This window comes from Methylobacterium sp. 285MFTsu5.1, assembly GCF_000383455.1.
In the GTDB taxonomy this organism is placed as follows: Bacteria; Pseudomonadota; Alphaproteobacteria; order Rhizobiales; family Beijerinckiaceae; genus Methylobacterium.
Genome location: NZ_KB911284.1, coordinates 130,269 through 155,251 on the forward strand (window position 1 = coordinate 130,269; position 24,983 = coordinate 155,251).

A 24,983-nucleotide genomic window follows, 5' to 3' on the forward strand; every position below is an offset into this window, starting at 1 on the left:
GGGAGAAGCCATGTCGGCCGAAGCGACCAAGGCGCTCTCGCGGCGCCACTTCCTGAAGGCCGGCGCGGCGGCGGGCGTCGCCGTGAAGGTCTCCTTCCTGGCGCCCCCGGCCCGGGCGCAGCTCGCCGAGAGCGGCCTGTCCGCCGGCTCCCCGTGGGCCGCGCCGGGCCGGCCCCGCTACCGCCTCGACGCCGTCGCCAAGGTCACGGGCGCCAAGACCTTCTCCCGCGACTACCGGGCCCGCGACCTCGCCGGCTGGCCCGACGGCCAAGCCCACGCCTTCCTCGTCGCGGCGACCCGCGCCGACCGCCGCTTCGCCGGCCTCGACCTGTCGCGGCTCCCGGCCGCCCTGCGGCCGGACCGGATCGTCCGGCACGAGGACCTGGTGGCGGACGGGGTCTCGGTCCCGCACGCCGACTTCTTCGGCGACTGGTTCCTCGTGCCGCAGGGCGAGACGCCGCGCCTGCTCGGGCAGCCGGTGGCGATCCTGATCTACGCCGACTTCCCGCGCTTCGCCGCGGCCAAGCGCGCCCTGCGCTTCGCCGACGACGTCGTGCAGTACGGTGCCGAGACCGGTCCCAGGCCGCCGGCCCATTACGGCGCCTCGCGCTGGGTGCGGATCGAGGGCGACGCGCCGGACGCGCCCGACCGGTTCTCGCCGTTCGCGCAGTCCCCGATCTTCGCCGGCTTCTCCGGCGACGAGCCCGCCTGGCCGAAGGCCGGCGACGACGGCCCCTTCGCCCGGGGCATGGCGGCGGCGGCCGCCATCGCCGCCGAGATCGACGGCGCCGGCGCGGACGCCCTGGTGATGCGGCGGACCTACCGGTCGCAGTCGACGGACGCCTCGGCCATGGAGGCCGACAACGGCAACGTCTGGTACGATCCGGCCACCGGCACGCTGCGCCTGATGATGGCGACGCAGTCGCCCTACGACGTGGCCGAGGCCGCCGCCGCGCTGGTCTCGAAATCCCGGTTCCCGCTCAGGGAGGTCGATCTCAAGGTCGGCTACACGGTCGGGTACGGGACGAAGGACCACCACATCTTCCCGTTCCTCTGCGTCGTGGCCGCGCTCTACGCGGGCGGCCGGCCGGTGCGCCTCGCCAACGACCGGTTCGAGCAGTTCCAGAACGGGCTGAAGCGCCACGCCTTCCGCATGGACAACGTCCTGCTGGTGGACCGGGCCAGCGGCCGGTTCCGGGCCATGACCGGGCGCTTCGCCTGCGACGGCGGCGGGCGCCCCAACTACTCCGTCGCGGTCTCCTTCGTCGGCGCCACCGCGGCGCAGTCGATCTACTACCTGCCGAAGAGCGACTTCCAGGCGATCGCCCTGGCCTCGCGGGCCGTGGAGGCCGGATCGACCCGGGGCTTCGGCACGCTCCAGACCATGTCGGCCACCGAGATGATGGTCGACGAGGCGGCGGCGCTCCTGGACATCGACGCGATCGACCTGCGCCTGCGCAACGTGCTCCGCTCGGGCCAGCGCAACAGCCAGGGCGCGGTCCCGGCCGGGGCGCTGCGCAACGCGGAGATCCTGACGAAGGCCGCCGCGCACCCGCTCTGGCGGGACCGGGCGGCGCGCAAGGCTGCCTACGAGGCCGTCCATCCCGGCCGCCGCTACGGCGTCGGCTTCGCGCAGGTGCACAAGGATTACGGCACGGGCGCCGAGGCGGCGGTCGCGTCGCTGGAGCTCGACCCGCGGGGCCGCCTGAGCCTGCGCCACGTCGCCCACGAGATGGGCCCGGGCGTCACCACCTCGCAGGCGGTCATGGTGGCCGAGATCCTCGGCCGGGTGCCTTCGGAGACCGCGTTCGGCGTGGTGCGCTGGCCCGAGATGCCGCTGGAGACCTCCGACCAGCCCTACACGACGTCCCAGGAAGAGGAGGACCGCCGGGCGCAGAACCCCCGCTGGACGCCGCGCTTCACCTCGCCGATGAGCGCGACCAACTCCGCCTACTACCTCGGCCACGCCACCCGGACGGCCGCGCGGTTCCTCGTCGACCACGCCGTCTGGCCCGCCGCCCGCGCGCTCTGGGCGCGGGGCGGCGGCGGCGGGGCGCTGGCTTCCTACCACGTGGTCGCCCGCGAGGACCTGCGGCTGGTGGACGGGCAAGTGCTGGGCGGCGGCCTGCCGCCGCTGTCCCTGGAGGCGGTGGCCGCCGAGGCGCACCGGCTCGGGCTGCCGGTGGGCGTGACCCTCCACACCTTCAACCGCTGGCAATGGGCCGAGGCCGAGTTCGACCTGCCCGCAACGGGCCGGACGCGCCTGCCGGTCGACGCCCTGGCGGTGCGCTACGGCGCCGGGGCCCCGCCCGAGCGCCGCGCCCTGATGGCGGATGCGGGCTGGCACTTCGTGCCCCGGGCGGCGGTCTTCTACCCGCCGACCCAGCGCAACAATGTCGGCACGACCTACTACGCGCCGATGGCCACCCTGGCGGAGGTCGCGGTCGACACCGCCAGCGGCGACGTGACGATCCTGTCCCACCACTCGATCCTCGAGTGCGGCCGCCAGATCGTGCCCGAGCTGGTCTCCGGCCAGGTGCAGGGCGGCCTCGCCATGGGGATCGGCCACGCCCTCAAGGAGGTGCTGCCCCTCTACGAGGACGGCCCCGGCGACGGCACGTGGAACTGGAACCGCTACGAGCTCCCGCGCGCCCGCGACGTGGCCCCGTGGAACCAGACGGTGGAGATCCTGCCGCCGCTCTCCGAGACCGACCCGCCCAAGGGCATCGCCGAGGTCGTGATGATCGCCGTCGTCCCGGCGCTGGCCAACGCCGTCGCGCACGCGATCGGCCACCGCTTCCACGAACTCCCCATCCGGCCCGAGCGCATCCGCGAGGCACTGGCATGAGCGCCGCCATCGAGATCAAGGACCTCTCGCTCCGCGTGAACGGCGCGGCGGTCGGTCCGATCCCCGTCCCCGTCGGCACGAGCCTGCTCGACGTCCTGCACGAGTGGCTGGGCCTCACCGGCAGCCGCATGGGCTGCGGGCAGGGCATCTGCCACGCCTGCACGGTGATGCTGGAGGAGGCGGCCGGCCCGCGGGAGATCCGCGCCTGCATCACCGGCGCGCACTGGTTCGAGGGGCGGAGCATCCGCACCGTCGAGGGCCATGCCCGCACCGCGCCGGACGGCACCGTCGTGCTCTCGCCGGTCCAGCAGGCCTTCATCGAGAATTTCGCCTTCCAGTGCGGCTACTGCACGCCGGGCTTCGTCACCGGGGCGAGCGTGCTGATCGAGCGCCTGCGCCGCGAGCCGATCCGCCGCGACGAGGTCGAGCGGGTCGTCACCGAGGCGCTCGACCGCCACATCTGCCGCTGCACGGGCTACGTCCGCTACCATCAGGCGGTGCGCGACCTCGTGCTGGCGACCCCCGGTCTCGTGACCGCCTGAGGCGCGCCGTGCGGATCCCGTCCCTCACCACCCCCGCGCGGCGCGTCGGCGCCGGGCTCGCCGCCGCCCTCGCGGTGGCCGTCTCGGCGGCCGGCCTCGTCGCCTTCGGCGCCCTGGAGCGCAGCGTCGTCGCGCGCGCCGTCGAGACCCCGCTGAGCGCGGAGGCCGTGCGCGGCCTCGCCCCCCGCGGCGCCAAGGTCGCCGCCGCGGCCGACTGCTTCGCCTGCCACACGGCCCGGGGCGGCGCCCCCTGGGCGGGGGGACTGCCCCTGGAGACGCCCTTCGGCACGATCCACGCCACCAACATCTCGCCGAGCCCGCAGGGCATCGGCGGCTGGAGCCGCGCCGACTTCCACCGGGCCCTGCGCGACGGGATCGCGCCGGGCGGACGCCACCTCTACCCGGCGATGCCCTACACGTCGTATCGCGGCCTGACGCCGGAGGATGTCGACGCCCTCTACGCCTACCTGATGACCCGCGCGCCGGTCGCGGTGGAGAACAGGGCCAATACCCTCGCCTTCCCGTTCGACCAGCGCTGGACCCTGGCGGCCTGGAACCTCCTGAGCCTGCCGGCGACCGTCGCCGCGCCCGATCCGGGCCGCTCACCCCTGTGGAACCGGGGCCGCTACGTCGCCGACGCCCTCGGCCATTGCGGCGAGTGCCACACGCCGCGCACCGTGATCCAGGCCATGCGCCCGGACGCCGTCTATCGCGGCGCCACGATCGAGGGCGTCGAGGCGCCCGACATCACGCCCGCGGGCCTCGCGCGTATGGGCTTCACCCCGCACGGGCTCGTCGGGTTCATGCGCACGGGGCTCTCGGCCCAGGGCGGCGCGACGCACCAGATGTTCGACGTCGTGCATTTCTCGACACAGCACATGGACGCGGCCGACCTCACGGCGCTCTCCGCCTACCTGTTCGACCGCGACGCCCTGCCCGCCGAGCCCGAGACGCCGGTCGCCGTCCCCCCCGCGGCGATCCCCGCGGCGGTCGCGGCCCGGGGTCGGGCCAGCTACGCCGGCCTCTGCGCCGGATGCCACGGCGGGGCGGGGGAGGGGATCCCCCACGTCTCCGTGCCGCTGCGGACGAACACCGCGATGCGGGTCGCGGGCGCGGGCGGTCTCCTGCGGGCGATCCTCGTCGGGCTCCCGGCGCAGCGCTTCCCGGGCAACGAGCGGATGGAGGCCATGCCGCCCTTCGCCGCCCTGATCGACGACGCGGCGCTCGCCGACCTCGCGACCTGGATGCGGGCCGAGTGGGGCGGGCAGGGTCAGGCGGTCACGCCGGACGAGGTCGCGCGCCAGCGCGCGGGTTTGCGGGCCGACGCTTCGCACTGAAGGCGGCCGGGAGGAGGGGGCGGACATGACCATGGCTTGTCGGATCGCGGCCGCGCTGCTGCCGCTCGGGATGACGTGCGCGGCGGGGGCGCAGGACCTCGGGACGGCCTCCTCGGCGCCGGTGGCGCCCGAGGCCACGACGGTGGTGGAGGACGGCCCGTTCTTCCTCTTCGCCGACACCCAGATCAGCTACCGCTACCAGTTCCCCACCGTCTCGCCAGGAATCCAGATCCAGCGCCCCGACGGCAGCTTCGTCTCCCGCGCGGCGCCCAAGCACATCCTGAACATCTCCCACGCCGATGCCTGGGCCTACGGGACGAATTTCTTCTCCCTCGACATCCTCAAGTCCGGGTCCCAGTTCCCGGCCGGCACCACCAACGCGCCGGGCTCCGTCGCCGCCCCGTTCTTCGCCGATTACGGCAACACCGAAGCCTACGGGCTGTATCGCGGCACGCTGAGCCTCAACGCGCTCACGGGCACGAAGGCCTTCACGGTTCCCGGCCTCGTCAAGGAGGTGTCGCTGGCCTTCGGCTTCGACGCCAACGCCCAGAACGACGCCTTCGGCTCGAAGAAGCGCGACATCGTCGGCGGCCTGAACTTCGCCTTCGACGTGCCGGCGGGCTTTCTCAACCTCTCCGTGCAAGCCTACAAGGAGTGGAACCGGAACGGGTTCAATCTCCAGCCGGACCGCGACCAGAGCTTCGACACGGTCCCGGAATTCGAGCTGGTCTACAACTTTCCCCTGACCTTCACGGGGCTGCCGCTCAGCCTCGTCGGCTTCAACAACATCGTGCTGCCGAAGGGGCGGGGCGTGAGCAACCCGGCCGCCTTCGCCTTCAACCCGCCCCGCGGGCTCGAATTCCTGTCGCGCACCAACCTCGTGCTCGATCTCGGCAAGCTCGTCTACGATCAGCCCAACCGGGTCGATGTCTTCGTCGGGTTCCAGTACTGGCACAACAAGTTCGGGAACGTCGAGACCGCGACCTTCAAGGGCACCGAGGAGAAGAGCTTCCTCGCCGGCGTCGCGTTCCACGTCTTCTGATGCCGTTTCGGTCGATCAGATCGGTTCCGCCGTCGTTGCGAGCGGAGCGAAGCAATCCAGCCGGCACCACGTTCCCCGATGTCCCGCAGCCCTGGGTTGCTTCGCTGCGCTCGCAATGACGGAGCGGGCTGCACCGACCGAAGCGTCACGCCGCGGAGGATGATCGGGTCGGACGCCGAGTTCACATTGGCGGGACAGTCCGTTGACAGGTCCGAACTGCTCCTAACGATCCCCGCCCATGATTTCCCTGGAGAGCATCCGCATCTTCCTGCGCTCGGCGGAGACAGGAAGCTTCTCGGCCGCCGGCCGCTCGCTGCGGCTGTCACCGTCGGTGGTGAGCTACCGGATCCAGACCCTGGAGGAGCATCTCGGCTGCCTCCTGCTCACCCGGACGACGCGGCGCATGAGCCTCACGGAGGCCGGCCGGATCTTCTACGACCGCTGCCTCGACATCACCGCGGCGGTCGAGCAAGCCGAGAAGAGCGTCGAGACCGCGGGCGCGGTGCCGCGCGGGGTGCTGAAGGTGACGGCGCCGCTCGGCCTCGGCCGCCGGGTCGTCGCGCCGCTCGTGCCCCGCTTCCGCGCCCGCCACGGCGAGACCGATGTCCGGCTGCGCCTGTCGGAGCACCTCCTCGACCTCGTGCAGGAGGCGGTCGACGTCGCGGTCCGCCTGTCGCAGATGCGCGATTCCACCTTCACCCTGCGCAAAGTCGCGGAGATCGAGCGGGTCCTGTGCGCGGCGCCGGCCTACCTGGCCGGGCACCCCGCGCCCGCCGAGCCGGCGGACCTGCTGCAGCACGATTGCCTGCTGCTGCGCTATCCCGGCGCCGAGCAGTTCCGCTGGACCCTGGTCGACGGGCAGGAGACCGTGACCCTGCCGGTCTCGGGGCACATCGATGCCGACGACGGCGACACGCTCACCGCCTGGGCGCTGGCCGGCGAGGGCATCGTCCTGAAGCCGCTGTTCGAGGTCGCGGCGCACATCGCCGAGGGTCGGCTCGTCCCGGTCCTGGAGCACACCCCGCCGACCAGCGTGACGCTCGGCCTGCTCTACCCGTCCCGCAAGATGCTGTCGGCCCGGACCAAGACCTTCGTCGACATGACGCACGAGGCCCTGCGCCAGCACGTGAGCGAGCAGCTCGCCCTGGTCGGCGGCCGGGCGGTCTGAGGCGGGCGCCTCAGGCCGCGACGAGGGCCTCAAGGCGCAGGGCGGCGATCCGTCCAACCTGCCGCAGGGCCTCGGCCCGCTCGGTCTCCGGCGGGTTGCCGAGCCGCTGCTCCAGCCGGGCGAGGATCGCGTCGCGGTCGAGGCCCCGGACCGCGATGATGAACGGGAAGCCGAAGCGCTCGGCGTAGGCCCGGTTGAGGTCCCGCAGCCGCGCCACCGCGGGGGAGGGGCCGCCCAGCAATCCGCTTCCCGCCTGCTCGCGGCTGGAATGCGCGGTGAGCGCGCCGCGCTGGGCGGCCCGCCCGGCGAGCTCGGGATGCGCCCGCAGCAGCGCGAGCTGGCGGACGCGGTCGGCGCCGGCGACCGTCGCCTCCATCGCCGCGTGCAGGTCCGCGCGCCCCGCGAAGGGCCCGCGGTCGAAGGCCGCCTCGGGGACCCAGGGGGAGTGCTCGTAGACCTCGGCGAGGAGGTCCACGAAGGCGTCGCGCGCGAGCGCGTTGAGCGCGGCGATGGTGATCACGGACCTGTCCTCTCCGGGGTCGGTCCCGCCGCCGGGGCGCCGGGAGGATGGTGGGCCGCCCAGTGCCGGGCGATGTCGATCCGCCGGGTCACCCAGACGTCGGAACGGGCCAGGACGTGGTCGAGGAACCGGGCGAGGGCCGGCAGGCGCGCCGGGCGCCCGACGAGGCGGCAATGCAGCCCGATCGACAGCATCTTCGGGGCGCTCGCCCCCTCCTCGTAGAGGCAGTCGAAGGCGTCGCGCAGGTGCGCGAAGAACTGCTCGCCCGACGGGAAGCCGCCGGGGATCGAGAAGCGCATGTCGTTGGTGTCGAGGGTGTAGGGCACCACGAGGTGGTCCCGGCCGGCGACGCGGACCCAGTAGGGCAGGTCGTCGGCGTAGCTGTCCGAATCGTAGAGGAAGCCGCCCTGCTCGACCACGAGCCGCCGGGTGTTCGGGCTGTCGCGGCCGGTGTACCAGCCGAGCGGCGTCTCGCCGGTCAGGCTCCGGATCGTCTCGACCGCGCGGGCGAGGTGCTCCCGCTCGATCGCCTCCGGGACGTCCTGGTAGGGCAGCCAGCGCCAGCCGTGGCCGGCGATCTCGTGGCCGTCGCGGAGAAAGGCCTCGACGGCGGCCGGATTGCGGGCGAGCGCCTGCGCGACGCCGAAGACCGTGAGGGGCACGCCGCGCTCGCGGAACAGGCGCAGGATCCGCCAGACGCCCGCGCGCGCGCCGTACTCGTAGAGGCTCTCCATGCTCATGTGCCGCGCGGGGAAGGGCGTGGCCCCGGCGATCTCGGAGAGGAAGATCTCGGCGTGGGGGTCGCCGTCGAGGACGGAGCGCTCGCCGCCCTCCTCGTAGTTCAGCACGAACTGGACGGCGACGCGGGCGCCGCCGGGCCAGCGGGCGTCGGGCGGCGCCTCGCCGTAGCCGACGAAGTCGCGCGGGGGGCCGTCTGTATCCGGTGCGGTCACGGGCGGGATCCTGCGTTGGCGCGAATAGACGGGGTCCGACGGTTATCGCGCGGCGAGCCAGCGGGCGAGCGCCGCGCGCTCCTCGGGCTGCATGTCGGTGATGTTGTTCGGCGGCATCGCGTGCGTCAGGACGGCCTGCAGGCGGATGGCCGGCGCGAAGCGCGCGACGTGCTCGGGGCTGTCGAGGAGCACGCCCTTGGGCGGGCTCGTCAGGCCCGGCCACAGGGGCTCGGCGGCGTGGCACATGGCGCAGCGCGTCCCGACCACGGCCATCACGGCGTCGTCGACCGCGGGGCCCTCGAGCGCGCCCGCCCCGGCCGCCGCGAGGCTGATCGCCGGGGCCGGAGCCGGGGCCGCCTCGGCGGCGGTCGACAGGCCGATTTGCTCGCGGGCGCCCGGCGACGAGGCGACGCTGATCGCGACCGCCACCGCCACACAGGCCGTCGCGACGCCCCAGGTCCACCAGCGGTCGCCCCCACCGGCGTTGCGCACGTTGAAGTAGTGGCGGACGACGCCGCCCGCGATCACCACGAGGCCGACGATGGTCCAGCTGTAGGGCGAGGACCACGCCATCGGGTAGTGGCCGGACAGCATGAAGAACAGCACCGGCAGCGTCAGGTAGTTGTTGTGGGACGAGCGGTTCTTCGCCTGCTTGCCCCAGGCGGGGTTCGGGACCCGGCCCGCGACCAGCTCGGCGATCGCCTTGCGCTGGTTGGGCATGATGACGAAGAACACGTTGCCGGTCATCCAGGTCGCGATCACCGCGCCCGTGTGCAGCATCGCGGCCCGGCCGGAGAAGACCTGCTGGAAGCCGTACGCGAAGGCGACGACCGTGAGGAACACGGCGGCCGCGAGCAGCGGCGGCCGGTTGGCCAGGGGCGAGCGGTTGAGCCCGTCATAGATCAGCCAGCCGAGGGCGAGGGCGCCGAGGCCGATGGCCGCCCCGGTCATCGGCGTGATCACGCGGACCGCCGGATCGATCAGGTAGAGGTCGGCCTGACCGTAATAGACCCAGCACAGCAGCGAGAAGCCCGACAGCCAGGTCGCGTAGGATTGCCATTTGTGCCAGATCAGGTGCTCCGGCATCCGGTCGGGCGCGACGAGATACTTGCGCACCTGGTAGAAGCCGCCGCCGTGCACCTCCCAGGCCTCGCCGCCCTTGCCGGTCGGGATTGCCGGAATGGCGCGCAAGCTGGCGTCGAGATGCATGAAGTAGAACGACGCGCCGATCCAGGCGATCGCGGCGACGACGTGGGTCCATCGAATGAGGAACCCGCCCCATTCGTGCAGGATCGGATACATGGGACGGATCCTCCGCGATCTGTCGTGGGGCCGGGTTCGGCCTCGATGTCGGCTCGTGGTTCGGCCCGAGCCGCGACCCCGGGTGTGCCCCGAACCGCGGCCGGCAGCGACCCGCCGCGGCGCCAAGGACCTTCAAAATCGTTCGGAAAATGCCGGGCGCTTTCCGGGTTGTCCGAGCCCCCCGCCCCGTGCTCGTCTCCACCGTCTCCTTCGGCCCGACAGACCTTCGCCCGCCTCGGGCCGCGGGCGCGGGCCTTTCCGTCCGGGAGGACGCCGATGGGCCATCTTTCGACACACGTCCTCGACACGGCCGCCGGCAAGCCGGCGGCCGGGGTCACCGTCGAGCTCCGGCGCCTCGCCGGGGACGGCAGCGGGGACGGCACCGGGGAGACCGTCGCGTCGGCCACGACCAACGGCGACGGACGGACCGACGCCCCCCTGCTCGCGGGCGACGCCCTGACGCCCGGGACCTACGAGCTCGTCTTCGCCGTTGGCGCCTATTTCGCCGGGACGGGTGCCGGCGCCGAGCGGCCGTTCCTCGACCGCGTGCCGGTGCGCTTCTGCGTCTCGGACCCGGACGCCAAGTATCACGTCCCGCTGCTCATCACGCCGTGGAGCTACTCCACCTATCGCGGGAGCTGACACGGGATCGGCCGGCATCGGCCCGGGCGGAGCCTGCCGGAGCGCCGGAACTCAGCTTTCCGACCGCGCCCCGGCGGCGCGACCGGTCGCCTCCCGGGGCGAGTGGCCGAACAGCGCCTTGTAGGCCCGGCTGAACGCCGCCTCCGACTCGTATCCGACGCGCAGGCCGATCTCGCCGACGCGGGCGTCGCCCGCGGCGAGCATGTCCCGCGCGAGGTTCAGGCGCCACTCGTTCTGGTAGCGCAGGGGTGAGCGACCTACGAGCGCGTTGAACCGCTCGCAGAAGCTCGACCGCGACATGCCGGCGACGTCCGACAGGGCCTCCACGCTCCAGCGCTGCAGCGGCCTCTCGTGCATGACCTTGAGGGCGCGGGCGATGCGGGGATCGGCCAGGCCGGCCAGCCACCCCGACGTCCGGCCGAGATGAACCCAGGTCCGCAGCGTGCGGATGACCGCGAGGTCGATGATGCGCGAGATCATCAGGGCCGCGCCGGGTTCGGCGTCGGTCGTCTCGACCAGCAGGAAATGCACGAGGCCGTCGAGCCATCCGGCGCCCTCCTCGCGCCGGATGCAGATCTGCTTCGGCAGGAGCGCGATCATGCTGCGGAGCGTGTAGGGATCGAACCAGAACCGGCAGGCGACGACGTCCGCGCCCTCGGCGGCGACCAACCGCCCGGTTCCGAGGCCGCGGGGCAGGAACAGCAGGTCGCCGGGGCCGACCGCGAGGGACTCGCCGTCGCCTTCGAGGATGAGGGCGCCCGCGATCACCACGAGGACGTGGCCTGCGCCGGCATCCAGATCCAGGCGCTCGCCCGGCGCGACCGGCCGGGACTCGACGCGGTCCCCGGTGAGGCGGATCTGCGCGAGCACGTGGGACAGCAGGTCGCCGGACGCGGCGCTGCGCGGCCCGCCCTCCGGAAGATCGGTCAAGTTTTCCAGCGTTTCCGACATGGCTGGCCCCGGCTCCCGATCCTAAACGTGGGCCCATCGAAGCGCGTATTCGCTCGGCGCGTCCGGATCTACGAAGCTATAAATCGGCATCTATCGTGTCCATCTGCCTTGTTCACGAATAGATCCGGTCCGTCGAGCCGCGCTCAGTACACGAAGGAGCCGACGATGAGAACCGACCCGCAGCGCGATCGCGGTCCTGCCTTGCCCTGGCTCACCGCCTACTACTTCGTGCGTGCCGGCGTCGCCGCCGCCTGGGTGGCCGCCGCGCTCGGCCTCGGGAGAGGCATGCCGGCGGTCGCCGCGACGCTCTTGGTCGCCTATCCCGCCTGGGACGCGCTCGCCAACCTGGCCGACGCCCGGCGCAACGGCGGCCTCGCGGGCAGTCCCAGCCAGGCCCTCAACGCGGCGATCAGCGCGGCGACCGCGATCGCGGTCGCGGTCGCGGTCGCCCTCGGACGGGGCCCGAACGCGGTGCTCGCGGTGTTCGGCGCCTGGGCCATCCTCTCGGGACTGCTCCAGCTTCTCACCGGCGCGCGCCGCTGGCGGGCCGGCGCCCAGTGGGCCATGGTCCTGAGCGGCGCGCAATCGGCGCTCGCCGGCGGCTTCTTCATCCGGCAGGCGGCCGGCGCCGCGGTCCCCGGGATCGTGGATGTCGCGCCCTACGCGGCGTTCGGCGCCTTCTACTTCCTCGTCTCCGCGGCCTGGCTGACGGTGACGCGCCTGCGGGACGCGTCGCGGGCGCGCGCCGCCTAGGCGCCGATGCGGCCGGGCGGATCCGACCTCGATCATCGCCCCGGCCCCCGGACATCCGCACCGTCGTCCCCTCCCGACCGCCGTCGGACAGCAGAGGCCATGGTCCATGGGCGCGCGAACGAGCGTGAAGCCGCGGAGGAACGCGGTCGAGGCCTACCTCCACGTCCTGCACGCGCTGATGCTGCGCGACATGCGCACCCGCTTCGGCGCGTCGATGTGGGGCTACGGGGTCGTCGTTCTCTGGCCGTGCGTGCACGTCTTCGTGCTGATCACGATCTACACGGTTCAGAAGCTGCCCGCGCCGCTCGGCGACGACAGGGCCCTGTTCTTCGCGACGGGCGCCGTGCCCGTGCTCGTCTTCCAGTACATCTCGCGCGAAGTCATGAAGTCCGTGATCGTCAACCGGCCGCTGACCTACTACCCGCAGGTCAGGCTGTTCGACCTGGTGTTCTCCCGCGTGCTCGTCGAGATCGTCACCGGCTTCCTGGCCCTGCTGGTCGTGAGCGGTGTCCTGGTCGCGCTCGGCACGAACCCGGTCCCGGCGGACCCGCTGACGGCGGTGGGCGGCTACCTCGCCGCGATCGCGCTCGGGATCGGGATCGGCACGATCAACGTCGCGATCATCGGCTTCTTCCCCGGATGGCTGATCGGCTACGCCCTGTTCAGCATCATCCTCTACGTGTCCAGCGGCGTCCTCTTCCTGCCGAGCTACTTGCCGGAACGGCTGTACTACTGGGCCAAGTTCAATCCGGCCCTGCAGGTCGCGGAATGGATGAGGTCGGCCTACTACCCGGCTGCCGGACTGCAGGTCGACCATCTCTACGTCGTCGTGTTCGGCCTGACCGCGGCGTGTGTCGGCCTGGGCCTGGTCGTGCGCGGCGGCGGCCAGCTGCGAGGCTGAGCGCGGACGCGTCCGATCGGCCCGGGCGCGGAGGACGCGGCTCAGCCCGATCGCGCGTCCGACGACGGCGACGTCGCGCCGCCGCGGTGGGCGATCAGGTCGATCTCGACCAGGGCGTCGTAGGCGAGCCCGGTCGTGCCCACGCAGGTGCGGGCCGGCAGCCGGTCGGGCGGGAAGAAGGATCTGTAGGTGGCGTTGAAGGCGGCGTAGTCGCGCTTGAACTCGGTCAGGAACGCGCGCGCGACGACGACGTTCTCGAGGCCGAGGCCGAGGCCGGCCAGGACCGTCGCGAGATTGGCCATCACGTTGCGGGTCTGCGCCTCGATCCCGTCGGGCAGGACGCCGGGCCTGTCCGGCGTGTCGGGCATCTGACCCGTGACGAAGACGAAGCCGTCGACCTCGACCGCGTGGCTGAAGGGGGCGACCGGCTGCGGCCCTCCGGAGACCATGTGGAACAGCATGGCCGACGAGGCGGACTGGGGTTGCGGCACCGCGATCTCCCTTTCGACGGGCGCGACCCGCCCGATCTCCGTGATCCAGGTCCGCGACCGTAGGGTCACGATCAGGCCGGGGATAGTGTCGGATGCGGCGGTCCGATCCGGTCCGCGCCATGCCCGGTGGAGAGGGTCAGAAGAAGCGCCGGATCTCCTCCGCGATCGCGTCGCCGTCCGTCTCCAGGGCGAAGTGCCCGGTGTCGAGGAAGGTGACGCGGGCCTCCGGGATGTCGCGCCGGAACGCCTCGGCGCCGGGCGGGATGAAGAACGCGTCGTTGCGCCCCCAGACGGCGAGGAGCTTCGGGCGGCGGGCGCGGAAGAAGGCCTGGATCAGCGGGTAACGCTCGAGATTGCGCTTGTAGTCGAGCTTGAGCGTGACCTGCCGGTCAACGTTGCCCGGCCGCGCCAGGATGGCCGCGTCGAGCGTGTAGGTCTCGGGCTCGATGCGGGACGGGTCGGGCACACCCTGGACGTAGGCGGCCCTGACGCCGTCGAGGGTCATGCGGGCGCGGATCGCCGCGACGGCGGCCGCGTTCGGCGCGGCCCAGTAGGCCCGCAGCGGCGCCCAGGCCGCGTCGCCGAGCCCGTCGAGATAGGCGTTGCCGTTCTGGGACACGATGCCGGCGACGCGGTCGGGATGGGCGAGCGCCAGATCCCATCCGACCGGCGCCCCGTAATCGAACGTGTAGAGGATGTAGCGGTCGAGGCCGAGCGCGCCGACGAACGCCTCCGTCGTGCGCGACAGCGACGCGAAGTCGTAGACGTAAGCGCGATCCACCGGGACGTGCGTGAACCCGAAGGCGGGCAGGTCCGGCGCGATCAGGCGGAAGCGATCGGCCAGCCTCGGCATGAGGTGCCGGAAGTAGAAGGACGAGTTGGCGAAGCCGTGCAGCAGCAGGATGACCGGGGCGTCGGGGCGACCGGCCTCCCGGTAGAAGACGTCCACGCCGTCGGCCCGGACCGTGCCGTGGCGGACGTCTCCGGCCCGCGCGGGGTGGACCTCCGCCCGCACGGCGCCCGACGCCGCCGCGCCCGTCGCCAGCACGCCGCCGGCGAGCACACGCCGCCGCGTCGCGCGGGCCGGTCCGCGCCCCGTCATCTCGTCTCCGTGCGTGTGTCGCGTCATCGCGCGCCTCATCCTGGCGGGACGGCATGCGTCGGGATCGTCACCGCCGGGTCGGACGGCGCGACCGCCGTGCGGGACGGCGATCGGCCTGACCGGGCCGCGGCCCGGACGCGCGAACCCGACGGCGCGACCATGATGCAGGGACGCGGCGCGCTCCGGAACAGCGAGTCGTCGCAATTCACCATTCCCTGCCGTGAAACGGTCGACGGCCGCCGCGGCGGCGACCGCGGGCTTCCCGAAGGCCCGAAGCGCCGCCCCGGCGCTAGAGGCCGAGGTTGCGGCCCGGATGCGCGTCGGCGAGCTTGGCCCGGCGGACGTAGCCCCGCATCGTCTTGAGATCCCGGTGGCGGGAATGCGCCATGATCTCCTCGTCGCGCGATCCGCGCCTGTACGCCTCGGTGATGAAGCCCGCGCGGAACCCGTGGGCGGAGATGCGCTCGCGCGGTCCGGCGACGAGGCCGGCTTCCGCCGCGCGCTTCTGAACGATGCGGCCCACCGAGTCCGGATGCAGCCCGTCGTCCATCACGGTGCCGTCCGCCCGGACGGCCCGGAAGACGTAGCCGTCGGCCGGCGCCGCCTGCAGCCAGCGCCGGAGCGCGGCAACCGGACAGGTCGCGGGGCTCCCGCCCGCCAGGACGGTCACGACCGTGCCCTCGCCGTCCTGATCACCTTTCGAATGCGGCAGGAAGACATCGACGGCGCCGTCCCGGAACGCGAGATCTTCGTGGCGGATCCGCGCGACCTCGGAGCGCCGGAACGCGCCGGCGAAGCTCAACAGGAATAGGGCGCGGTCCCGGAGCGCGGCGACCGTCCCTTCGCAGGCCGCGACGATCCGGAGCGTTTCGGGCACGCCGAGCGCGGCGGCCTGCTTCTTCGGCCTGCCGTAGCGCCGGAACATCCCGCGCAGCGCCGCCCGGACGGCCGGATGGGCTGGGACCCACGGCAACCCCTGGAGCTTGTGCGCCTGACCGATCGTGACGAGCCGACGCTCGATCGTCGCGCGCTTGTGGGTCTCGGCCATGGAGGTGAGGTAGCTCGCCACCTGCTCGGGACCCGCGGGGAGGGGCGCGAGATCGTGGCCGCTGCACCAGCGCGCGTAGTGCTGCCAGTCGGCGCGGTAGGCCCGACGGGAATTCTCCGAGAGCGCCTCGTCGGCGAAGGCGCGGGCGCGGGCGGCAAGCGTGGCGGGCAGCGTCATGGCTCTCTCCCTCGGTCGCGCCTGAGCGTGACGCTACGTCTGATAAGAAAGGGTTATCAGACGCTGGCCGATGCGGCGCGGCCCGGGCCTCCCCGCTCGCGGAGGAGGGTGGGCTGCGTGCCTCGCGAACGGTCCACGAGCGGACAGGATATCCGCGCTCCGCGGCAGGTCGGGAACGGCGCGCGATCGCGCGGATCTGCGGGCCGGCATCACCCGCCGCGGCGAGTCGGAGCGTCCGGCGGAACCGTGTGATCGGGTCGGGGGTGGCGCCACCTCGCCTCCGCATCCGGGCAGACGGTCCGCCAACGGTCCGAGCCAGCCGCCCGGCCCGCCGGCAGTGCTTCTCCGGTTCGTCCGGATGGTCACCCCCCGGCAGCGTCGCTGCGCCCGGGTCGCGACGTTGGAACACCGCCGCGGGAAGGTGTCCGTGATTGCGGTCACGCGCTCGACGGAAGTTCATCCAGCGGTTGTGAAGCACGCCGCGGAATTTTAATCCCGGACGAGCGCGGTTTTTATTGATCACGCTCTGACGCCGAGCGCGCAACCTCAAATCACTATTGGATATCCCTGGCAAGAAGACTGCGATCATTAACCTGCATTTAGTTTCGCACCCGCATCTTGGCTCAACGCCTTCCGCATTGAGCAAGCTGCGGAGCTCTCTGCGATCCTGAACACTGGAGGGGATGTCATGGGTCGGTTTCGCAATTTGCGATTGGGCACCAAGATCGCGATACCGGCCGCCCTGCTGCTCGCGACCGCCATCGGCATCGTCTTCTTCGCGCGGTCGGCGATCGACGAGCTCGAGAAGAACACCCAGCAGATCGTCGACGTGGCCGCCGTTCGCGCCGTCACAGCGCTGCAGATGGCGCTGGCCATGAGCAACGCGACGATCTCTGAGAAGAACATCATCATACAGACCGATCCGGCCACGATGGCTGCCGAGCGTCAGCACTTCCAGCGCGAGCGGACGCTCGCCTACGAGGCGATCGACCGCCTCATCGCCCTCGCGGACACCCCGGCTCGGCATTCGGCGAACGCAGCCATCAAGGTCGATATGGGCGCGTATTTCGCGGCGGCCGACCGCGCCATCGCCCTGGGCATGAAGAACGATGCCGAAGGGGCCCGGACGATCTCGGTCGACGAGGGCCGCCCCGCGCGGGCCAAAGTGCTGGAAGGCGTCCAGATGCGGACCGAGACGAACGCCAGGGAGCTCAGAGCCTCCAGGGACCACGCCGTCGCCGTCGCCGAGCAGATCAAGCTGACGCTCACGGTCATCGCCGCGTCGGGCCTTCTCGTCGCATTCGGGATCCTCGGCGGGATCGTGCTGTTCGGGATCAACCGGCCGCTGGCCAGCCTCGTCGGCGTGCTGCAGCGGATGGCCAGGGGCGAGGTCGACGCCGAGATCGAGGAGGCCGCCCGCGGCGACGAGATCGGTGCCGTCGGCAAGGCGGTCGAGGGCATCAAGGCCATGGTGGCGCAGAAGGCCGCCGAGCAGGCCGAGATCCGGCGCATTGCCGACGCGGCGGCGGCCGTCGAACGCAAGCGGACGATGGTCGAGCTCGCCGACGGTTTCGAGCGCGCGGTCGGCGGGATCATCGGCATGGTCTCGTCCTCGGCCACCGAACTCCAGGCCACGGCGCAGACGATGACGGCGACGGCCACCGAGACGGCCAGCCGGTCGACCACCGTGGCGGCCGCGGCCGAGGAAGCCGCCAGCAACGTCAACACGGTCGCCGCCGCCGCCGAGGAACTCGGCTCCTCGGTTCAGGAGATCGGCCGGCAGGTCGACGGCTCCGCCGACATGGCGCGGGTGGCGGTCAACGAGGCCGACCAGACCGGCGCGCTGGTGCAGGAACTGAGCGCGTCGGTCGCGCGCATCGGCGACGTCGTCGGCATGATCTCGACCATCGCGGGACAGACCAACCTGCTCGCCCTGAATGCCACCATCGAGGCGGCCCGCGCGGGTGCCGCCGGCCGCGGCTTCGCGGTCGTGGCAACGGAGGTGAAGGCTCTGGCCGAGCAGACCGCCAAGGCCACCGAGGAGATCACCGGGCAGATCGCCCGGGTTCAGGCCTCCACCGGTCAGGCCGTATCGGCCATCGGGTCGATCACCGTGCGGATCCAGGAGATCAGCCACGTGGCCACCTCGATCGCCGCGGCCGTGGAGCAGCAGGGCGCGGCGACGCAGGAGATCGTCCGCAACGTCAGCCAGGCCGCGATGGGCACCGGCGAAGTGACCAGCAACATCGCCGGCGTGGCCGGCGCGGCCGAGGAGACGGGCGCGGCGGCGAGCCAGGTTCTGGGAGCGGCTTCCGAGCTGTCGCGCCAATCCGAGCATCTCGCTGCCGAGGTGGGGCGCTTCATGGCCACCGTCCGAGCCGCCTGATCCGGGGGCGACCCGCGAGCCCCCGTCCGGCTCATCGCCGGACGGGGCCGTTTCAGGACCGAGATCCGCGAAGGCGGCTCTCGTCCGCCCTGAACCTTCTTCCCGCATCCGGCGTTGAAGACTTTAATCCATGATTGAGGTCCCGATGAAACACCGTACTCTCTTGCGTACTCTCTCGGCCGCTGCGCCGCTGGCGGCCGTCCTCGCCGGGACGGCCTACGCGCAGGCGCCGGCCACCGCGCCGGGCGCGCCGCCGACCTCCTCGGGCGTCGTCACGCCTCAATCGGGCGCGACCGGCGCGCCGGGCGCGGTGACGGGGTCGCCGACCGGGCAAGCCGCCGACACGCGTTCCAACAGCTCCTCAGCCGCGGGCAACGCCAACCAGCCGGAGCGCCCGTCGCCGCAGGGCGGCAGCGGTGGCAGCAGCCGATAGCCGTCGACGATCCGCCGGCACGGCCCCGGTCACGGCCCCGTTGCCGGCGGCCTCTCCCTGAACCGCTCGCGCCGCGCGGCGGCTGCGACACCGGCCATCGCGCTCGGGTCGCGCCGTCGCCGCGCGTCAGGCCTCGTCCTCGGCCGAGCCGGGCCAGGCCGGACCGTGACGCTCCTCGAGTTCGGCTCGGCCGGCTTCGGTGATGCGGTACTCGACGGTCTTCGCGTCCGGATCCGTCCGACCCGTCGCGAGAACCAGTCCCAGGACCTCCATGCGCCGCATGTAGCCGCTGACCTGATAGAAGCGGGCGCCGGTCTGCGCGAGGGTGCGGAGCCGGTAGAGGCTGCCGGGCGGGAGCTTGTACATCGCCCGCCACCGTATCGGTTGTCGGCCCGGACGTCAGTGGGGACAGGTCGGTTCGGCCGGCAGCCCCGCGGAGGCTGGACCGCCGCGCGATGCGCGCGGGTCGTTCACGCGAGGCGGGACGACGCGGCGGATCGGGCCGCGAGCGCCGTCAGGACCGTCCGCCCGTAAGCGGTGGTCGCGAGGCTCGCGCGGAGCTCGCGGTAGAGGTCGTCCCTCCCGAGGCGACAGTCGAGATCGGGGCGCGCCGCGAACCCGTCGAGTTCCTCGAGGATGAGCGCGGCGAAGTCGGCGGGCTCCAGCAGGCCCTCGGCGGCATCGAGGACGCCGTACTCCTCCAGGAATCCGCCACTCAGGGTGATCAGGCCATCCCTGTACCGGATCAGCGCGAAATAGACGCCGAACCGGATCATGGCCCGGTCGCGCCAGCCCGCCTCGGCGATGTAGGTCCTCATCATCACGTCGGTGGAGTAGACCTCGTGCTCCCCGTCGCGCTGGGCGAGGTAGTCGCGGAAGACGTCGTGGGCCGTCGGATCGAGGTGGAGCAGCGCCTGCATGGCCGGTGCCAGCGCACCCTGATCGTCCTCGGGCCCCCAGAGCTGGCGATACAGCTTCCTGGCCTCCACCACCCCCGGCTGGACCGCGAGATAAGTCGTGAGGAGTGCGCGCAGCGCCGGGACCACGGCAACGCGCTCGCGGGCGATGCGCGCGAAGAAGGCCGATTCCGTCATCGCCCGCCCGCCGACCTCGAAGGTCAACGCGAGCACGTCGCCCCGCAGGAGTCCCCCCAGATCCGCTCGGATCCGGCCGGTGAGCGCGTCCAGGGCTTCGGCGATGGCGGCGGCCGAGAACGCCGCGACGGTGACCACCGGTTGCGAGCGCGCCAGGAAGCACCGGACCGCCGACGCGCTCGGGCCTGCCGACGGCCGGGGCCGATAGCCGTCCTCCTCCGGGGTGATCGTCCGGGCGGGCGCCGCGTCGGCGCATCGAGCGCGCGGGATGTAGACGGAGTCGCTGAAGAAGCGGATCTCGACCCGCTCCGCATCCGCCACGTCGGCGAAGGCGGAGACGGCCTTCGCGCCGTCGTAGCGCGCGAAGGAGAAGACGGGCGAGCGCGTGCCGTCCAGGCCGATGCGCTGGAAGTCCGTGGTCCGATCCCAGAAATACCCCGACTTGATCCAGAACGCCCGCTCGTCGGGCTCCCAGGCCACCTCGGTGATCGCGCGCGGAGGCTCGGAGCCGGGCCGCGCGACGAGCGTCGCCGCGCGGGCGACGGGCCCGGTCGTCCAGAGTTCGACGGCCTGTCCGAGGCGGGGAGGGCCGGCGTCCCCCGTATCGGCCGCTGCCTCCGGTGGGCCCCCGCGCGCGGGATCGGAGTGCGGCGTAACGGCGTAGCGGCCGCTGGGGCTGAACCAGTAGGGCTTCACCGCGTCCGGCAGCGGGTCGTAGCGCAGCGTCGCGCCGGCCCGTTCGAGCCGACACAGCCCGTAGGCCGACCCGCCCGGCCCGCACCGGAAGCCGATGAAGGCCAGTCGCCCTCCGGGATCCTCGAACAGGTCGCCGTGAATGGTCAGGATGGTCGGCCCGTCCGGGCGCGGCGGATAGGCCTCCTCGGGCGACAGGGACCCGACAGGGCCATCGGCATGCCAGACGAGTCCGCGCCCGTGCTGCAGGATCTCGAGATCCGACGCCCGCAGGACGACGATGTCGTCGAAGTACTGCTCGTCGTTCTTCGGACCATGGCTCCGATAGACCGCGATCCGGTCGGCATCGCGGGTGACGAACAGCTTGTGATTGAAGGGTCCCTCGCCCGGCAGGCGGCGCCGCACGCGATCCCGGCCCGCCCGCCAGTCGATCAGGCAGAGTTCCCCGTCATCGGACAGGCAGACCAGTCCCGCAGCGCCGACCAGGGCGGCGGCCCGGATCGAGTCCTGCGGAAAAGGCAGGATCATGCGCCACCGCCCGCCGTCTTCGACGGCCGCGACCGTGTTGTATCGCTGCTCAGTGCCGGTGATCGCCAAACGGGGCATGCACGATCCTCGTCAGCGCCGGAAGGTTCGGTCGACGGGCACGCCGCCCTCCGGGGACGCCCGATGGCCGCGGAGAGGGGAGGGCGCTGTGACCCGTATCTCCCCGTGCCTCGCACGGATCGAGGGGCGGGCGGTCGAGCCGGTCCTGCACCGTTGTCGAGATCCTGCCGACGCGTCCCGGACGCTTTCCCAAAGACTTCATCCATCTCGCGCAGCGCGCCGGCAGCATCCGTGCCGTCGGCTCCGGGTCCGGCCGGTGTTGCGCCGGAAGAGCACGGGGCTTGTCCATGTCTAGCGCCCTCGCATGGTACCCCGCGCTGCAGCGAACGTCACGGCGCGGCGATGAGCTAGTCCTCTGGACAGGGCCACCGGCTCCGACGATGCCATCGGACAGGTTTGGGCACCGTGGCTCTGTTCTGCTGGCTGCGGTTCGCATGACAGAGGGAGCGCCACCGTGAGGCAACGCCGGCGCGCAGCCGTACGGCCGCAGGGCGCGTGTGAGAGGAATGAAGACGGGTTCGGCGTATTCCCGGACGCGATCGTGACGGCTCTGGCGCTCCGCGCGATCGACGGCGGCCCCCGGATCGCCCGAGGCACACGCCTTCGACCATGCGGACAAGGGCTGGCGCTCGACCCGGCGTCGACGAAGACGGTCACATGTCGGGCGACGACAGGCCGCCCGACAGCGCCGGGGGCTTCCACGGCCTTCCGGCCTGGCACGCAGCATCATCGAGCACGCGCCACCGGCCGGATACACGCGCGGAACAGAATCCACCCATCATGCAGCAACTCCATGGACGAAGCGTGAGGACATCGAAGGCCATGCGCCGTGAGATCACTTTTCTTACCGTGGCAATTCTAGGGTCTTGTCTTGGAGTCCCTGCGATGGCGCAGGAGATGCGCTGGCAGAAGCGGGAAGGGGACGGTCGCGTCCATCTTGCCTACGAGATTCCGGACAGCGGCGCGCAGGGCCTCGCGCTCACCTGCGACACGCGGGGCGGACAGCTGAGTGTCGACTACTACGACGACAGAGACCGCGCTCGGGACGGCACCCGGGCCGAGGTCGAGTTCGCCTCAGAGGGCGGCACGCTCTCGCTGCCGATGCGGGCGAAACAGCTGGAACTCGACGACCAGATCGTGCTCCAGACCACGACAACGTTGACGCAAGACTGGGTGCGGATCCTGTCCGGCAAGACCCTTCGCGTGACGCTCTCTGGCGACACGCAGCGGATCCCTCTGGCCGGCGCCCGGAGCGGTCTCGCCGCCCTGGTCGCGGGCTGCAGCCGTCCTTCGCGATGACTTCGTGATGACTCGGGGCAGCATATCGTAGTATAAGTGCCGATGATACAGAATTAATCGCCGCATTCCAGAATTTTTGCTATGCGAATTACATCATCGCAAATCAATTGAGTCGGATTGACCTGACCGGTATTTTGGGCCGAGCTGACTGAGCGACTGACTTGCCGGTCAAGCGATTTGCCATGGCGCTCCGTCCCTCACGATCACGTTGAGGATTGTGAAGGGCGATGTTCGGCCCCGCCTCTGGTCGCCCTCATGCTACTCACCAAATTTATAGTACGACCATCGCCTGACCGCGAGTACCACTCCACCTTCCGGATCGCCGATGCTGCCACGGGCGGTGCAGGTCTGCTTGGTATAGGCTTTGCTGACTTCAGCTACCCCAGCGTGATCGCAGCGCGCCCTCAACAGCGTCTGCGGAGCACGCATTTGACTGAAAGCAAAACTCGGGTGATGTGAAGAAGGGTCCAACTTCCGAGGGCCCCATGTAGACCAAAGAACCCGACTACCTGCCCATCGAAGTTCCCCTGCTCAGGCACGTGATACGCGAGGCCGCTCTAGGAATTTTGTCGCAGGACGGCACCGATATATCCCCTGAACCATCCGTGCGCGTCTGTCAGGCCATACGCTGCGGTTTCGTCGTCACGCACCGGATCGCGGAGCCCGGCACCCTTCGTCGTCGCCAAGGCTTTTGGAACACGCAGACGCTTTGGAACCAGGCTAGCGCATTGCAACAAACGCTCGAGGTCCAAGCCGGTGAGGACCTAATCGTTCTGGGATGGAGAGGCGACGGGCAGATCGTGCACGACCGACTCCATAGGGGGCCCTGGGAGTACCGATTGGTCAACGAAGCGCGTATGTCCCCCATAAACCGTCGAACGGCCCGATTGCCTCACATCATGCCACTGGGCAGAGCTGGTCTATCTTGGCCAGCCGGACGTGTCGCCGATGTCAGAAGCGGACAGCTCCGGAACGAGGTAATTTTCGACGTCCACGGTACGCGGGGATGCGTACGCGACATCGCACCCGCTGGTTCAACAATGTCCGACCTCATTGAACGGATCCGCTCGACTGATGCGATGCACTTATGGCCAAGCCGTTACGAAGGTATAGATCAATTAGATCGAACGAGCTTTACACTACGCGCTCGAAGCCACGTCGCGACCTTGGAGTCACGTCCGGCGGCACCTGTCAAGACCATAAGATACTGGGTCGAAGCTGGCGCAGTAAGATATGCAGCACAATTACTTCTTCGTCTGGATCGAGAAGCAAGTCGACTTTGAAATAGATCTAGATATAAATTACTTTCTTCCGTTACGTTCAAGAGTGAAAGTGTAGACGGAAGCGCGTTTAAGATGGCGGAATAGGCAGGGAAGGGCGCCTGATGCCCCTCCCAAGATCATTCTGCAACATGGGCTCCGTGCAAAGCATAGCTTTCGCACTTTCGTAGGCACATCGGGCACAAATTTCCGGCCAATTCCACCACATGACCCTGCCTTTGGTCCGGCTCCAAGCATGATGGAAGGACGAATTTCGAATTCGCATAAGATATCTTATGGAACATGACGCATAGGATCGACTGTTTCGGCTAAGATCTATTAACCATCCGATCCCATAGCCTAGGAAGGGCAGAGACCCTTTCATCATGATCATAGTCGGTGATCGGTCAGAGAGCAAAACTTGGTGTCCGCATGTTCTTTGCACCACCCTGCCCTCACGCCACCACGTGAACCGCACCCCGTTTTGACCGGACAGGCGGCATAGCTCACGAAGGCATAGGCGTTGGCCTATGGGTAAGGCTATGTCATCCGATCCGACCGCCCCGCCGGTGCACGGCGAGATCCTGACTGGCGTTCAGCGTCGACGGCGCTGGTCCACCACCGAGAAGATCCGCCTCGTCGAGGAGAGCCAGCAGCCCGGCTCGTCCGTGTCGTTCGTCGCCCGCCGCTACGGCCTCTCGCCCAGCCTGCTGTTCTCGTGGAAGCGGCGCATGCTGGAGGGCGGCCATCAGGCCGTGCACGCCGACGAGGAGGTCGTTGGAACCAGCCGGGTTCGCGAGCTGGAGCGGCGCGTGCGCGACCTCGAACGCCTGCTCGGGCGCAAGACCATGGAGGTCGAGATCCTGAAGGAGGCGCTCGACCTCGCCCGCACAAAAAAACCGACCTCGCCGCTCAGCTCCTGGGGCGGTTCGACGGGCGGTTCGCGGTGAAAGCGGTCGCCGACACGCTCGGTGTAGCCCGCTCCCACCTGGCCGAGCGCCTGAATCGACCTGTTCGGCCGCGCGGCCTCTACCACAAGCCCGAGGATGCGCAGCTGCTGCCGACGATCCGCGCGATCGTCGATGCCCGCCCGAGCTACGGCTATCGCCGCGTCACCGCACTGGTGAACCGGGCACTGCACTCGCGCGGCGAAGCGAGCGTCAATGCCAAGCGGGTGCTGCGCATCCTGCGGGCGAACGGGCTCACCCTCGCGCCGCACACCGCCCGGCGGCCCGGCCGCACCCACGACGGCACCGTGGTGGCGTTGCGTTCGAACGTGCGCTGGTGCTCGGATCACCTCGAACTGCGCTGCCGGGACGGAGCGGTCGTCCGCGTGCTGTTTGCCATCGACGCCTGCGACCGCGAGATCATGGCGTGGTCGGCGACCACGGCGGGCGTCTCGGCCGAGATGGTCTGCAACCTGATGATCGCCTGCT

Annotated in this window: 20 protein-coding genes and 1 pseudogene; 12 read left to right on the top strand and 9 right to left on the bottom strand. The window is 70.8% G+C overall.

Annotation, left to right across the window (positions count from 1 at the left end; translation table 11 throughout):
- Nucleotides 1-10: 10 nt before the first annotated feature.
- The 5 genes from H288_RS0120875 (at nucleotide 11) to H288_RS0120895 (ending at nucleotide 6,937) form a co-directional block, all read left to right on the top strand.
- On the top strand, nucleotides 11-2,848 hold the full coding sequence (locus H288_RS0120875; RefSeq protein WP_020094522.1) for a molybdopterin cofactor-binding domain-containing protein: 2,838 nt from the start codon (nucleotides 11-13) through the stop codon (nucleotides 2,846-2,848).
- The gene (locus H288_RS0120880; RefSeq protein WP_020094523.1) at nucleotides 2,845-3,390 is read left to right on the top strand and encodes a 2Fe-2S iron-sulfur cluster-binding protein; all 546 of its coding nucleotides are present in this window, start codon (nucleotides 2,845-2,847) and stop codon (nucleotides 3,388-3,390) included. The genes H288_RS0120875 and H288_RS0120880 overlap by 4 nt, the downstream gene beginning before the upstream one ends.
- Nucleotides 3,391-3,398: 8 nt before the next feature.
- Entirely contained in the window at nucleotides 3,399-4,727 is a 1,329-nt protein-coding gene (locus tag H288_RS0120885) for a c-type cytochrome (RefSeq protein WP_020094524.1), read from the top strand.
- Between the two features lie 25 nt (nucleotides 4,728-4,752).
- Nucleotides 4,753-5,769, top strand: a complete 1,017-nt coding sequence (locus H288_RS0120890; protein ID WP_020094525.1) for a hypothetical protein — start codon at nucleotides 4,753-4,755, stop codon at nucleotides 5,767-5,769.
- A 238-nt stretch (nucleotides 5,770-6,007) separates the two neighbouring features.
- Entirely contained in the window at nucleotides 6,008-6,937 is a 930-nt protein-coding gene (locus H288_RS0120895) for a LysR family transcriptional regulator (protein WP_020094526.1), read from the top strand.
- Nucleotides 6,938-6,947: 10 nt separating this feature from the next.
- On the opposite strand, the gene uraD is transcribed toward H288_RS0120895, so the two are convergent.
- The 3 genes from uraD to H288_RS0120910 are packed head-to-tail and all read right to left on the bottom strand — an operon-like array spanning nucleotide 6,948 to nucleotide 9,712.
- Complete coding sequence (gene uraD, locus H288_RS0120900; RefSeq protein WP_020094527.1) at nucleotides 6,948-7,457, bottom strand: 2-oxo-4-hydroxy-4-carboxy-5-ureidoimidazoline decarboxylase; 510 nt, start codon at nucleotides 7,455-7,457, stop codon at nucleotides 6,948-6,950.
- Nucleotides 7,454-8,410: an allantoinase PuuE gene (puuE, locus tag H288_RS0120905; protein ID WP_020094528.1), complete on the bottom strand. Its 957-nt coding sequence runs from the start codon at nucleotides 8,408-8,410 to the stop codon at nucleotides 7,454-7,456. The genes uraD and puuE overlap by 4 nt, the downstream gene beginning before the upstream one ends.
- A gap of 42 nt (nucleotides 8,411-8,452) precedes the next feature.
- Nucleotides 8,453-9,712 carry a urate hydroxylase PuuD gene (locus H288_RS0120910; protein WP_020094529.1) on the bottom strand — a complete coding sequence of 420 codons (1,260 nt, stop codon included), beginning with the start codon at nucleotides 9,710-9,712 and terminating at the stop codon, nucleotides 8,453-8,455.
- A 276-nt stretch (nucleotides 9,713-9,988) separates the two neighbouring features.
- On the opposite strand from H288_RS0120910, the gene uraH reads away from it, so the two are divergent.
- Nucleotides 9,989-10,354 carry a hydroxyisourate hydrolase gene (gene uraH, locus H288_RS0120915; protein WP_020094530.1) on the top strand — a complete coding sequence of 122 codons (366 nt, stop codon included), beginning with the start codon at nucleotides 9,989-9,991 and terminating at the stop codon, nucleotides 10,352-10,354.
- Between the two features lie 51 nt (nucleotides 10,355-10,405).
- Here the strand turns inward: uraH and H288_RS0120920 are convergent, their stop codons facing one another.
- A complete protein-coding gene (locus H288_RS0120920) occupies nucleotides 10,406-11,305 on the bottom strand; it encodes an AraC family transcriptional regulator (RefSeq protein ID WP_026605153.1) in 900 nt (299 codons plus the stop codon).
- A gap of 165 nt (nucleotides 11,306-11,470) precedes the next feature.
- Between H288_RS0120920 and H288_RS0120925 the strand changes: the two genes are divergently transcribed.
- Nucleotides 11,471-12,058 (top strand): DUF308 domain-containing protein, encoded by a 588-nt coding sequence (locus tag H288_RS0120925; RefSeq protein WP_026605154.1) that lies wholly within the window; start codon nucleotides 11,471-11,473, stop codon nucleotides 12,056-12,058.
- 106 nt (nucleotides 12,059-12,164) lie between these two features.
- Nucleotides 12,165-12,959, top strand: coding sequence for an ABC transporter permease (locus tag H288_RS0120930; RefSeq protein ID WP_020094533.1), 795 nt, complete (start codon nucleotides 12,165-12,167; stop codon nucleotides 12,957-12,959).
- A gap of 41 nt (nucleotides 12,960-13,000) precedes the next feature.
- On the opposite strand, the gene H288_RS0120935 is transcribed toward H288_RS0120930, so the two are convergent.
- The 3 genes from H288_RS0120935 to H288_RS0120945 form a co-directional block, all read right to left on the bottom strand.
- Nucleotides 13,001-13,420, bottom strand: a complete 420-nt coding sequence (locus tag H288_RS0120935; RefSeq protein ID WP_026605155.1) for a RidA family protein — start codon at nucleotides 13,418-13,420, stop codon at nucleotides 13,001-13,003.
- 166 nt (nucleotides 13,421-13,586) lie between these two features.
- Nucleotides 13,587-14,552, bottom strand: coding sequence for an alpha/beta hydrolase (locus H288_RS0120940; RefSeq protein WP_020094535.1), 966 nt, complete (start codon nucleotides 14,550-14,552; stop codon nucleotides 13,587-13,589).
- Between the two features lie 289 nt (nucleotides 14,553-14,841).
- A complete protein-coding gene (locus tag H288_RS0120945; RefSeq protein WP_020094536.1) occupies nucleotides 14,842-15,777 on the bottom strand; it encodes a site-specific integrase in 936 nt (311 codons plus the stop codon).
- A 688-nt stretch (nucleotides 15,778-16,465) separates the two neighbouring features.
- Between H288_RS0120945 and H288_RS0120950 the strand changes: the two genes are divergently transcribed.
- Nucleotides 16,466-18,163 (top strand): methyl-accepting chemotaxis protein, encoded by a 1,698-nt coding sequence (locus H288_RS0120950; RefSeq protein WP_026605157.1) that lies wholly within the window; start codon nucleotides 16,466-16,468, stop codon nucleotides 18,161-18,163.
- Between the two features lie 130 nt (nucleotides 18,164-18,293).
- Nucleotides 18,294-18,596 carry a hypothetical protein gene (locus tag H288_RS0120955; RefSeq protein ID WP_234083300.1) on the top strand — a complete coding sequence of 101 codons (303 nt, stop codon included), beginning with the start codon at nucleotides 18,294-18,296 and terminating at the stop codon, nucleotides 18,594-18,596.
- A gap of 126 nt (nucleotides 18,597-18,722) precedes the next feature.
- On the opposite strand, the gene H288_RS0120960 is transcribed toward H288_RS0120955, so the two are convergent.
- Together H288_RS0120960 and H288_RS0120965 are read right to left on the bottom strand one after the other, a co-directional pair.
- Entirely contained in the window at nucleotides 18,723-18,962 is a 240-nt protein-coding gene (locus tag H288_RS0120960; protein WP_020094539.1) for a hypothetical protein, read from the bottom strand.
- A 104-nt stretch (nucleotides 18,963-19,066) separates the two neighbouring features.
- The gene (locus tag H288_RS0120965; protein WP_103985151.1) at nucleotides 19,067-20,911 is read right to left on the bottom strand and encodes a hypothetical protein; all 1,845 of its coding nucleotides are present in this window, start codon (nucleotides 20,909-20,911) and stop codon (nucleotides 19,067-19,069) included.
- A gap of 963 nt (nucleotides 20,912-21,874) precedes the next feature.
- On the opposite strand from H288_RS0120965, the gene H288_RS0120970 reads away from it, so the two are divergent.
- A complete protein-coding gene (locus H288_RS0120970; RefSeq protein WP_020094541.1) occupies nucleotides 21,875-22,288 on the top strand; it encodes a hypothetical protein in 414 nt (137 codons plus the stop codon).
- 1,789 nt (nucleotides 22,289-24,077) lie between these two features.
- Nucleotides 24,078-24,983 (top strand): annotated as a pseudogene (locus tag H288_RS34055) (IS3 family transposase); the annotation flags it as partial.